General features: G+C 56.0%; 7 protein-coding genes. 5 read left to right on the top strand and 2 right to left on the bottom strand.

Annotation, left to right across the window (positions count from 1 at the left end; translation table 11 throughout):
* The first annotated feature begins 189 nt into the window (after window positions 1-189).
* The 5 genes from IPM50_03485 to IPM50_03465 all read left to right on the top strand — a co-directional run bounded on the left by IPM50_03485 (window position 190) and on the right by IPM50_03465 (window position 10,411).
* Window positions 190-2,310: a hypothetical protein gene (locus tag IPM50_03485; protein QQS33658.1), complete on the top strand. Its 2,121-nt coding sequence runs from the start codon at window positions 190-192 to the stop codon at window positions 2,308-2,310.
* Window positions 2,311-2,418: 108 nt separating this feature from the next.
* Window positions 2,419-4,089 carry a bacillithiol biosynthesis cysteine-adding enzyme BshC gene (gene bshC, locus IPM50_03480; GenBank protein ID QQS33657.1) on the top strand — a complete coding sequence of 557 codons (1,671 nt, stop codon included), beginning with the start codon at window positions 2,419-2,421 and terminating at the stop codon, window positions 4,087-4,089.
* On the top strand, window positions 4,086-5,996 hold the full coding sequence (gene mutL / locus IPM50_03475; GenBank protein QQS33656.1) for a DNA mismatch repair endonuclease MutL: 1,911 nt from the start codon (window positions 4,086-4,088) through the stop codon (window positions 5,994-5,996). The genes bshC and mutL overlap by 4 nt, the downstream gene beginning before the upstream one ends.
* Window positions 5,997-6,134: 138 nt before the next feature.
* Window positions 6,135-7,817, top strand: coding sequence for a sodium:solute symporter (locus IPM50_03470; protein QQS33655.1), 1,683 nt, complete (start codon window positions 6,135-6,137; stop codon window positions 7,815-7,817).
* 11 nt (window positions 7,818-7,828) lie between these two features.
* Window positions 7,829-10,411 (top strand): PIG-L family deacetylase, encoded by a 2,583-nt coding sequence (locus tag IPM50_03465; protein ID QQS33654.1) that lies wholly within the window; start codon window positions 7,829-7,831, stop codon window positions 10,409-10,411.
* A 1-nt stretch (window position 10,412) separates the two neighbouring features.
* Here the strand turns inward: IPM50_03465 and IPM50_03460 are convergent, their stop codons facing one another.
* A complete protein-coding gene (locus tag IPM50_03460) occupies window positions 10,413-10,913 on the bottom strand; it encodes a biotin/lipoyl-binding protein (protein QQS33653.1) in 501 nt (166 codons plus the stop codon).
* Between the two features lie 41 nt (window positions 10,914-10,954).
* Window positions 10,955-12,256 carry an HlyC/CorC family transporter gene (locus IPM50_03455; protein ID QQS33652.1) on the bottom strand — a complete coding sequence of 434 codons (1,302 nt, stop codon included), beginning with the start codon at window positions 12,254-12,256 and terminating at the stop codon, window positions 10,955-10,957.
* Window positions 12,257-12,269: the final 13 nt, after the last annotated feature.

The raw sequence follows: 12,269 nt of genomic DNA, 5'->3' as shown, positions 1-12,269 counted from the left end.
GCGTATTTTACGCTTTGCCCGCTGCGCTTCATTGTTGTAATATCTGCTTAAAGGGGTTTCCCCAAATAGCGGTTTCGCTCGATGTCCGCAACCAATTGCTCGGGGCCGTCATCTAAATATCTTAACCGACCGCCCCTCCGCGGTTTTTCTTATTGTTTCGCAATTTTCCGTCATTTTTAGAGAGGGTTTATGTTCAGAAAGCTTACCGTCAATCTTTTTCTGTTCGCGCTTACGTTCAGCGGTATCGGGAGCATACTTGCTGCCGATGAGCCGCTTCCGTCGCCGGGGCCGTTTTCCCGTTGGGACATTGTCGGCCCGTCGGGCGGTGATGTACGCGTGATCGCGATAGATCCGGCAGACAAGGACAGGCTCTATTTGAGTACGCTTGACGGGCAGATACATGGCTCATCCGACGGCGGACGAACATGGCGGCTTCTGGTCAATCTTGACCAGCCTGAACTCATCCTCGATCAGCTGATCGTCGATCGCGAAGATCCGCTCCGTATTTACACCTCCGGCCATCGTCACCGCGGAGCTGGCGGCTTCTTCAAATCTACCGACGGCGGCAAGACCTGGAAGGAATCGAAGGACCTGCGGAATGAGTCCATCCACGCGATGACGCAATCCTCGCTTGACCCTAATGTGCTGCTTGTCGGGACGCTCCAGGGAATCTGGATCTCGCGCGACAAGGGCGAAAAATGGGAGCGCATGAATTCGTCAACGATGCCGATAAACATCGACTCGCTGGCAGTGGACCCTAGATCGCTGGATACGATCTACGCCGGCACATGGTGGCGCGCTTACAAATCGACGGACGCAGGCAAAAGCTGGCGATTGATCAAGAACGGGATGATCGACGACTCGGACGTTTTCGCGATCACGATCAATCCGCGAAACGCTGAGCATGTCATCGCTTCGGCCTGCAGCGGCATTTATGAATCTTATAACGGCGGCGAACGCTGGATAAAATTCGGTGGTATCCCGTCGAGTTCACGCAGAACACGTGATATCGTCCAACATCCTACACAACCGGCAACACTCTACGCCGGCACGACTGAAGGCTTTTGGATGAGCACGAACGGCGGAAAATCATGGGCGATGACCACGCAGCGAAATCTCGAGGTCAACTCGATCGCTGTGCACCCCGAAGCACCGAATCGTGTTTTCCTCGGAACGAATAATTACGGCGTGATGGTCTCAAATGACGGCGGACGCAGCTTTGCTCAGGCGAACGACAGCTTTTCAAGCCGGTTCACATATTCGGTCACTCCTGATGTCGAGAATCCTGAACGCCTCTACGCTGCGACGCACAACACGGCGACCGGCGGCGGATTCTTTTTCGTCAGCAATGACGGAGGCCGAAACTGGCAGCAGGCTCGAGGGCTTGATGTCGGACGCGTCCGCACTTATTCGGTGGAACAGGACCGGGCCAACCCCAACAATATTTATGCCGGAACGAATATAGGCATTTTCCGATCGACCGACCGCGGGACCTCATGGACGCAGGTTGTAGGTGTCGCCCCGAAGGCGCCCGTTCGCCGCGCACCGGCAAAGGCACCGGCTAAAGCCCCGGTTCGCCGTACCGCATCCACGGCCTCCACCACACCTTCACCGGCTGCCGCCGCGCCGAAACTGACCCCTACTTTGACAGACAAAGTACGTGCATTTGAAATACTGCCTGAAGGCAAGGGTTATCTTGCGGGAACAGAAAAGGGACTATTCCGCTCGACGGATCTTACTAAGGGCTGGGAAAAGCTGAATTTTGGTGCAGGTCTCAGCGAGAGCATCTTTGCGATCCACGTCCCGCCTTCGAAACCATCGACTATTTGGGCAGGGACTGCAACGACTGGCGTGGTCGTTTCTAACGACGGAGGAAAGACGTGGGAACGTACCGGCGGAGCGGTGGATAATGTGCCGGTAAGTTCTATAGTTTCGGACCCGACGCGTCCGGATTATGTTTACGTCGGCACGACACAGACTTTCTATCTTACCCGCGATGGCGGGAAGAATTGGACACGCCGCGGCGGCAATCTTTCGCTCGGCAATTTCAATTCGATCCTCATCAACCCCCGAAATCCTGATGAGATCATACTTTCGAGCTCAATGGATACGGAAGGCGGACTCTATATCTCCACAGATGCCGGCAACCGTTGGAAGCGGCTCGACACCAAGGATGTGAAGCTTGCCAGCCATCGATTTTGGTCGGTCGCATTTGACCCGAGAGACCCAAACCGCTTATTCGCGGCGACGCACTCATCCGGCGTTTATCGCATTGAGCGCGACGCGGTCGTATCGCAGACCGACAAATAATGCCGGTTCAGTGTTTGTGTTTTTGGGCGGTGCACTAAGCACCGCCCTTTGTATTTGGTTTGTGCATCACCGAAATCTATAATCTAGCGTATAGGAGGAGCGGCAATAGTGAGACCCGAACCCGGCGGCGCCGAAAGAGTGGGCGGGCCATTCACCATCGGAGCCATCGAGCAGCGGGAACTGCCGGGCCAGTCGCGCCTCTATCTCGACCTATTAGCAGGTTCTCCGTCAGTAAACGAATTCTACCCGAACGCTGGCTCTCGTGTCTCAGATCTGGCGAAGTTCGTTCCCTTGATGCTTCAGAGCTATTCGACAGACCGCGGTGCTCTTGCCGATGCGTTGATGGAGTTCAACCAGCGGGTAGGTTCCGGGGAGCGGACGATCGAAAACATCGAACTGCTTAGTTCAGCCGACTCAGTTGCGGTCGTAACAGGCCAGCAGGCAGGCCTTTTCACCGGACCGGCGTATACCATTTATAAAGCCGTTTCGGCGATAAACATCGCCGCCGAATTGTCGCGGCAAGGCATAAGCGCCGTTCCCGTTTTCTGGATCGCTTCCGAGGATCACGACCTCGATGAGGTCAGCAAGACCTTTGTCCTGATCGAAAATGGGACCGGCGAAGTTTCGTATCAGCCCGTGAACATTAATTCGGATTCGCCAGTCGGTTCGGTCGTTTTGGATGAGGGCATAGTACAGGCGATCGACGCAATGTTTGCGGCCATACCGCAAACGGCATTTACGAAAGAGATGCGCGAGGTCGTCGCATCTTGTTGGCAGCGGGGGCGAAATTGGAGTGATGCTTTTGCAGCAACTATCGCTCAACTTTTTTCCGCATTTGGACTTGTTCTGTTCGATCCTATGCAGCCCGCAATGCGGCGGCTCGCTGCGGATGGTTTCATTGCGGCGATCGAGAACGCGGATAAGATAACTGCTGCAGTTCGCGATCGCAATTCGCAGCTCGAATCGGCAGGCTATCACGCCCAGGTCCTCGTCGAAGATGTTCATTTTCCGATGTTCTTTATCGACGACACAGGAGCACGGTGGGCATTGCAGCGTACTGATGTCGGATTCAAATTGAAAGGCAGCGGCCGCGAGTTTTCACGTGAAGAGCTGCTTGAAATCGCACGAACGTCGCCGCAGAGTTTGAGTCCGGGCGTTCTGCTGCGGCCTGTAATTCAGGATATGATCCTGCCAACAGCGGCTTATGTGGGCGGTGCGGCGGAGGTCGCATATTTTGCGCAGAATTCGGCGGTTTATGACACACTCGGCCGCCCCGTTACATCCGTTATGCCGCGTCACACCGCGACCGTCGTCAGCAGCCGCGTTCAGCGGGCGATGGACAAACTGGGACTGAGTTTTTCGGACATCGTAAACGGCAAAGGCTCCCTTGTTTTGACGGCGGCCGAACTCGAGAACCCGGAAATGGTGAACGATTTCGACGTCGCTGAGAATGAGGTGATCGAACAATTGGAACGGCTCGGCCGGATCGCCGCCGACATTGCACAGCCGGTTTCCGACAGTTTTGCCAAGCGCGGGCGGAAGATCAGGTATCACATCGATGCGATGCGTCGGCTAGCTCTCGCGACAAAGCTCGAAAAGGACGAAGCGGCGAAACGCCGGGTCTCGATACTGCAAAATGAGTTGACGCCCTGCGGAGCCTTGCAGGAACGCTCGATAAACTTTCTGACGTTCCTAAATGAATATGGACCGTCCGCTATCGACGGCTTGATAGCGGCTTTTGACGCTGATGAACGCCGTCATTTGCTACTGAGATTATGAACAAGATCCGAATATTGCCGGACAATCTCGCGAACCAGATCGCCGCAGGCGAGGTGGTCGAGCGGCCTGCGTCCGTAGTAAAGGAGCTTGTAGAAAACGCCATCGACGCGGGAGCAAGCCGGATCTCGGTCGAGATCGAGCTCGGCGGCCGCCGCCTGATGCGCGTCAGCGACGACGGGGAAGGAATGTCCCGCGACGACGCAGTTCTCGCGTTTGAACGCCACGCCACCTCAAAGATCACATCCGTCGAGGACCTCGGCCGCATCATTACGCTCGGTTTTCGCGGCGAGGCTCTCGCATCCATAGCGTCCGTCGCCGAGGTGGAACTTATAACAAATACTGCCGACGACCTGCCTGCGACATGCGTGGTCGTTGAAGGCGGGCGGCTGAAGGATGTTCGGGATGCCGCACGCGACCGCGGCACGACGATCAGCGTGCGCAATCTGTTTTTCAACACTCCCGCCCGACGCAAATTCATGCGCTCCGAAGCGACGGAGAATTATCATCTCACCGGCATCGTCCAGCATTATGCGCTCGCCCATCCTGAGATCGCTTTCAAACTGTCCAATAACGGCCGCGAGGTTTTACGAACCGCTCCGGCAAAGGATCTGAAAGAACGTGCGTTTCAGCTTTTCGGTTCAGGCCTGCTAGAAAGCCTGGTTCCGGTTTCGGGCGGCCGCGAGTTCGTTGCAAAGATCTCGGGATACGTTTCTGCTCCGCGAGAACGACGTACTACACGGGATTCGCAGTATTTCTTCGTGAATTCGCGTTTCGTCCGCGACAAGGTGCTGTCCGCCGGGTTGCAGGAAGGTTATCGCTCGGTCCTGCCGCACGGCGTCTATCCTGTGGCGTTCTTGTTTCTGGATATTCCTTTCGAAGAGATCGACGTAAATGTTCATCCCGCCAAGACCGAGGTGCGCTTTCGCCGAACGGAGGCGGTCAAAGAAGCGATCGCTGATGCGGTCCGAAATGCGTTGGCGAGTTCGGGTGTTGCGTTGCCGGCACGCGAACACGAGGCAGAGCAACCGGTCGCCATGGCTGCAGCCGCACCGTCGAGCGACCTCCGCGAATCAGAGCCCTTCGAGCTGCGGGCCGTCGAACCGCAGCCCCGACCCGTTCGTTTCGATTTCGAGCCCACACCTGCCGAGAGTATTCAGGAATTCATTTTCAGCGAACCGGAAGTATTTTCCGAACCGGAAGCAAGACAGGAAGAACCGGTGCGAGACGATCCGCAACCGAAAGCCTCGGCAATAGGTCGGGAGCCCGAACTGCCGCCCGTGAATACCGCGTCGCATCTCGCAAAGCCGGTCGATGTGGGGTCGGTCTCGTCGGCAAAGATCCGGCCGCTGGGCCAGCTTCACGAGAGCTTCATTATCGCTGTAGATGACGAAGGCCTGCTGCTGATCGATCAGCACGTCGCACACGAGCGCATACTTTTTGATAAGTTCCGAAAAGCTGAGGCTGATCGCCCCATAGGATCGCAGGCTCTGCTTCTGCCCGAAACTGTTGACCTGACGCCGGCTCAAACGGCGGCGTTTGAGGCGGTCGAATCGGAGCTTGAGATGCTTGGCTTTGAGACCATGCGGCTTTCGGGACGCACCGTCGCGATAAAGACGGTCCCGTCGGGTGTTCAGCCGGCAGATGCGCGGAACCTTTTTGCAGAGATCCTTGACGTGGTTGACGATGAGAAACGAGGCGGCGCTCGTGCGACGCTGAGGGACGAGGTCGCGGCCAGCCTCGCCTGCAAGGCGGCCATCAAGATCAACATGAAGCTGACGCCCGAAAAGATGCAGTGGCTGATCGACGGCCTGCTGCGTACGACATCGCCGACGACGTGCCCTCACGGCCGGCCCGTTATTCTGCGGCTGTCGATGAAAGACATCGAGCGAGGGTTTCACCGTACGTAAGATATGAGTAACGACACTTCACACAAAAACGAACGCGATGCGGCATTTTGGCGGCGGGTTTATGCGGCGGTCGTCATTTTCACATTCTTTGTCGTGACCGCCCTTTGGGCATTTTCTCGGTATTTCGCGTAGAGCACTATGAAATGGCTTGACTGGGCAATTGTCGCGTCCTACTTGGCATACGTCATATTCGACGGCATTCGCCTATCAAAACACAGCAAGACAAAGGAAGGGTTTTTCCTTGCGGATCGCGGTTTGCCGTGGTGGGCGGTCGGGCTTTCCGTGATGGCAACACAGATGTCGGCTATCACGCTGGTCGGGACGACGGGGCAGGCGTATTCCGACGGAATGCGGTTCATACAGTTCTATTACGGCCTGCCTTTCGCGATGATCATCCTGTGTGTGACGGTCGTGCCATTTTTCAGCCGCGCACAGGTCTTTACGGCCTACGAATACTTGGAACGCCGTTTTGATGTCCGCGTTCGCACACTTACGAGTTTCTTTTTTCTCATTTCGCGAGGACTCGGCGTCGGAACGATCATCTCGGCCCCGGCAATAGTCCTGTCGATAGTTTTCGGCTGGAATCTGATCGCGACGATATTCGCCATTGGGCTCTCAACGACGCTTTATACGATGTTCGGCGGCGTGCGGGCCGTTACCTGGACAGACGTCAAGCAGATGGTGATCATCCTCGTCGGGTTGGGCGTCGCATTTTATGTGATCGTCTCCAGCTTTCCCGCTGGCGTTTCTTTCTCAGATGGGCTCCACCTCGCCGGCAGCCTCGGCAAGCTCGACATGGTCGATATCAGCTTTGACCTGACCGAAAAATACACGATCTGGTCCGGGCTGATCGGCGGCATGTTCCTGGCACTGGGCTACTTCGGCTGTGATCAGAGTCAGGTGCAGCGTTTTCTGACGGCAAAGTCCGTAGATCAGGGACGCACCTCGCTGCTGATGAGTGCCTTTTTGAAAATTCCGCTGCAGTTCTTCATCCTGCTGATCGGGATAATGGTCTTCGTTTTTTATCAGTTTCAGACGCCGCCTGTCATCTTTAATCCGACAGAGGCAAGAAAGGTAGAACAAACCGCGGAATACAAAGCGGTAGAACAGCGTTTTGCTGAGGCCCACAGAGCTCGGCGCGATGCTGCATTGGCCTACGATGCATCGAATGACGCTGCACGAGCAAACTACGTGGACGCGAATAAGCGTTTCAACGAAGTGCGTAAGGAAGCGGTCGAATTAGTTCGCTCGGCGGGCAACCGCTCATTCAATGACGTCAACTACGTTTTCCCGACGTTCATTCTGCAGAATATGCCCATCGGCATCATCGGGCTGCTGATAGCGGCGATATTTGCTGCGGCGATGTCGTCAATTTCGTCCGAGCTGAACGCACTCGCGACGGCGACGACAATAGACTTTTATCGTCGGCTATTCCGCCCTGAAGGCACAGATCCGCATCTCATACTCGTCGGCCGCATCGCGACGTTCATTTGGGGAATATTTGCGTGCATCGTGGCGATATTTGCGACCAATCTCGGCTCGCTTATTGAGGTCGTAAATCGTTTCGGATCGTTCTTTTACGGTTCGCTGCTCGGCGTTTTTGTGCTGGCATTCGCGGTGCGGCGTGCGGACGCTCGCGGGGCGTTCGCGGGACTGCTCTTCGGCATATCATCAGTTTGGGTCGCGAGTTTGTACACAAATATCGAGTTTCTGTGGTTCAACGTCATTGGCTGCGTCGTTACGGTGATCGCCGGATATCTCGTCAGCCTCACGTCTAAGAAAGATCTGAACCGCGGAGTCGCCGAGGCACCGAGCAGCTAATTAGATTTCAAATGAAGTTCAAGAAATTCACTTTCGTTCTTATCTTGTTTCTCTACGTCTCCGCATTTCTGCGGTTGGAAGTTCCCGCTCAGGTGCGGCCGGTTCATGACCGCGGTGCAGCGGGGCTGATAAAGTCGCTCGACCGTTTGAACACATCGGCGAGCGTGCTGATGATCGGAGCTCATCCCGACGACGAAGATACAGCACTTCTCGCGTATCTTGCCCGCGGGCTGAACGCTCGAACCGCGTATCTATCGTTGACCCGCGGCGACGGCGGCCAGAACATCATCGGCCCCGAACTCGGCGAGGCTTTGGGCGTGATCCGCACGGAAGAACTGCTGCAGGCGCGTACGCTTGATGGAGCCGAACAGTATTTTACGCGGGCATATGACTACGGATTTTCCAAGACGCTTGCCGAGGCTCGCGAAAAATGGGACGAACAGGCAGTTCTCTGCGATGCGGTCCGGGTGATACGTACATTTCGCCCGTTGGTCGTTGTGTCTCAGTTCTCGGGAACGCCCGCCGACGGTCACGGGCATCATCAGTTTTCAGGCTATATAACGCCGAAGGCCATCGAGGCAGCCGCAGACCAAAGACAGTGTTCGGATGCGGGGACTGCGTGGCAAGTGCAAAAATTCTATCGGCGTCACGGTTTTCGTGCGACGGGCGAGCCGCAGTTGCGTGTCAACGCAGGCGTTTTTGATCCGGTCGTCGGACGTTCTTATTTCGAGATCGCTATGGAAGCACGCAGCCAGCACAAATCTCAGGAACAGGGCGTGTTGGAACTTCGCGGCGATCAGTTTTCGGGGTTGAACCGTGTGGGAAGCGATACGAGCGATGCTGCGTTTATGGACGGGATCGACCTGTCGCTGCGTGGTTATCCGCGGCTTGTCGGGATGCAGAATTCGGTCCTGGAGCCGCATCTCGAGGAGATGGCGGCGGCGATAGAAGAAGCCCGCAGCAAACTCGACGTCCGCCGGCCGTCTGCCATTTTGCCTTTGCTCGTCCGCGGATATAAAGCTGCGAATTCGGCCGAATGGTCGATCCGACATCCCATCCTGAAGGACTTTTTCAAGGACAAACAGGAGCAGTTTCGCGACGCCATCGCTCGTGCGGCGGCGATAAGAATTGACGCTCTTGCAGAACGCGAGGCCTTCGTTGCGGGCGAGCCGCTGATAGTTGACGTGCGGGCTTTTTTCGAAGAAAAGCTGGCGGTCAATGTCGATTCCATCAAGCTGACCACGCCTCGCGGCTGGACGGCGGAAATGACCGATCCTCCGGCACCGCCGACGCAACAGGGATTTTTCCGACGCGAAACGGGAGACGCTGCGAGACGTTTCACCGTGACCGCATCTGATACCGAGCCGTCGCAGCCCTATTGGCTCCGCAAGACGAGGACTCGCGATGTGTTCGATTGGGACGCGAAAGATACGGCTAATACGCTTTCTTTTCAATCGCCGGTAATGCAGGCCGAGCTGGAAATGACCGTTCTCGGCGAGAAGATAAAGCTAACTCAGCCGGTCGAATTCCGTTTTGCCGATGACATCCGCGGCGAAGTTCGCCGTCGAGCCGACGTCGTTCCCAAACTTACGCTTTCGTTGAACGAGAACCTGCTCTTTATCCCGATCTCGCCAAATGAGCGGAAACTGACGGTTACACTAACGATAACGAACCATTCGCGAAATGCGGTCACAGGTGCCGCCGGACTGACGATCAACGGCCTCAGCGGAACTCAGGTTTCGCCTCGCGCAGCCGCGTTCGAGATAAAGCGAACCGGCGAAAGGCTGAACATCCCATTCGAGATCATAGTACCTGCGAATGCTGCCGCGGGCAGGTTTTCGTTATCTGCGTCAGCGACGGCGGGCGATGCGAAATTCAGCTCACAACTGCAGCTTATCGAATACCCGCACATCACATCGCATCGTATCTATCGGCCTGCCGAGACGCCTGTCGTTGTTGCTGACATTAGGACGACACCGGTCAAGATCGGCTATATTCCGGGCAGCGGCGACCGCATTCCTGAAGCGCTAAGGCAAATGGGTTTTGACGTTACGACGATCACCGAGAGCGAGCTTGCCGGCGGTGACCTAAGCCCCTATGACACCATTGTTGTCGGTATCCGAGCGTATCAGGTACGGCCTGATCTCGTCGCGAATAACCGGCGGTTGACGGATTTTATGAATGCAGGCGGCACGCTCGTTGTGCAGTATCAGTTGACCGGTTACGCACAACAGAACCTAGCTCCGTTCCCGATGCAGATGGGGCCGCGAACGGCTGATGAAGACGCAAAGGTCGTTTTTGCACGCCCGGAACACCCGATCCTCAACACGCCGAACAAGATCACCGATGCCGATTTCGCGGGCTGGGTTCAGGAACGCAATCTTTACAATTTCTCGACAATGGACGAGCGTTATGTTGGGCTGTTGGAGACGCACGACCCTAACGAGGCAGAGAATTTCGGCGGGCTGGTGGTCGCCGACGTAGGACGCGGGAAGTATGTGTATTGCAGCTATTCGATGTTTCGGCAGCTGCCTGCGGGCGTGCCCGGAGCCTATCGGCTTTTCGCGAACATAGTAGGCTACCGCGGAAATTAGATCATTCGATAACAGCAAGAAGCTGACCGGCGCTGACCGTGTCGCCTTCGGCAACAGCGATCTCTTTGACGATACCGTCGCGTGGTGAGCGGAGTTCGTTCTGCATCTTCATTGCTTCGACTACGAGCACGCCGTCACCTTTTGCGATCTCATCGCCCACTGCAGCGATCAGACGGACTATCTTGCCGGGCATTGCGGACTTGATCTCGGCACGTCCGCCGGCGTCGTCGCCACCCGATGCTCCGCCGCGAAGCCGTTTCGGATCGATCAATTCAAGCTCGACCTCGACACCGCGAACGGTTGCCAAATAGCTGCCGTCGGCCTTCATCGAGATAGCGGCTTCATAATTCTTTTCGCCGTTCTTCAGCAGAAAAATGCCCGGCTCGACCTCGCTGGCATCGTATTGGACCTCGCGGCCGTCGATGACGGCCATTACGCTCCGGCCGTTGCGTTTTACATCGACGGAAATGTCTTTACCATCTACGTGTGCAGTTAGTTTCATAAGTCAGGAACAGAGACCGTGCTGTTGGATTCAGCAAATTACTAGCCTAAGATGGCGGCATTTTCCGCATGACGGATGCGTACAAGAGTGATGCGCTTTTCGTCGCGTTTCAGTATTTCGATGTCTAGGCCGCGAATGCTGAGGCGTTCACCTGTCTTGGGGACATGGCCCGTCTCGCTGGTGATCATGCCCGCGATCGTGGTGTAATCGTCGTCCTCGAGTTCCAGGTCAAATAGCCGCTCGATCTTATCGATCTCGGTTGAGCCGAGAACATCGTAATAGGTGCCGTCGCCTTCAATGATCTCAAGAATTTCTTCTTCGGTGGTGTCCTCGTCCTCGATCTCGCCAACGATCTCTTCGATGATGTCTTCGACGGTGATCACGCCCGCAACGCCGCCATATTCGTCAATGACGACCGCTATCTGCACGTGATTCTGCTGCATACTTTTGAGTAGTTCCGAAACGGATTTTGTTTCAGGCACAAAGAAAGCAGGCCGCAGCAGCAGCTCGACACGCATATCCTCTTTGCCGTCTGCCCACGCCTGCAGCAGGTCGCGGACATAGATCATGCCGTCTATGTTGTCGATGGTGTCGGTATAGACGGGCATGCGCGAGTATTTCTGTTCGATGATAAGGTCGCGTGCCTGCCGAATGGTCGAGCGTGCCGGAATGGCGACGATCTCGGTTCGCGGGGTCATGATCTCGCCAACCCGTGTGTCGGTGAACTCGTAAAGCGTTTCGATGAGTTCGCGTTCATCTTCTTCGATGATGCCTTCGGCCTCGCCAACCTCCATAAGCGCCTGAAAATCCTCATTGCTGTCCTCGGAACGTTCATCACGGTCTTCGGACAAAATGGTGGTGTCCAATTTGCCGGCTTCCTTTTTGCGTGATTCGTCTGCGATAGGACCCGCAAAAACCGAAGCCACGCGATAGAGCGGACGAATCGCGGGCAGCAGGAAAAGCAGCTTCCTCTCCGGTTCGCTGCGAACGAAAAGCCGCGGCAATATCTGCCGAAAAATGACCGTCGCTGCCAGGCCGATGCCGAGCGAGACCATCAACACCTCAGCTCTTCCGTCAAAGAACTCAGAGACGATGAATGTCAGCAAAACGACAAAGAAAACGAGAAGGACCTGAATTGTCGATGAAAGTGCGAAGCGGAAACGCTGGCGGTTCTCGATGATCTCACGCAGAAACCCGACCGACGCACGCGGCTGCGCGTCCTCGTCTTCGGCGGTGATGCGCCGCAGCCCGACGTCCGAGATATACGAGAATGCCGTATCTACCGTGGCTAGAAATATCATTGCCGCGAGCGAGATGACGGCGGTTGTTATGGCAATTTCCATATATGAGGGCCAA

Source organism: Acidobacteriota bacterium, from assembly GCA_016700075.1.
Taxonomy (GTDB): Bacteria; Acidobacteriota; Blastocatellia; order Pyrinomonadales; family Pyrinomonadaceae; genus OLB17.
Note: the sequence above shows the minus strand (reverse complement) of the source record. Positions and strands in the feature narration are given on the sequence as shown.

Bases quoted from the DNA above. Each gene is read 5' to 3' on its own strand.
- mutL (QQS33656.1), top strand. From the start codon at position 4,086: ATGAACAAGATCCGAATATTGCCGGACAATCTCGCGAACCAGATCGCC.
- IPM50_03460 (QQS33653.1), bottom strand. From the start codon at position 10,913: ATGAAACTAACTGCACACGTAGATGGTAAAGACATTTCCGTCGATGTA.
- IPM50_03465 (QQS33654.1), top strand. From the start codon at position 7,829: ATGAAGTTCAAGAAATTCACTTTCGTTCTTATCTTGTTTCTCTACGTC.
- IPM50_03455 (QQS33652.1), bottom strand. From the start codon at position 12,256: ATGGAAATTGCCATAACAACCGCCGTCATCTCGCTCGCGGCAATGATA.
- IPM50_03470 (QQS33655.1), top strand. From the start codon at position 6,135: ATGAAATGGCTTGACTGGGCAATTGTCGCGTCCTACTTGGCATACGTC.
- IPM50_03485 (QQS33658.1), top strand. From the start codon at position 190: ATGTTCAGAAAGCTTACCGTCAATCTTTTTCTGTTCGCGCTTACGTTC.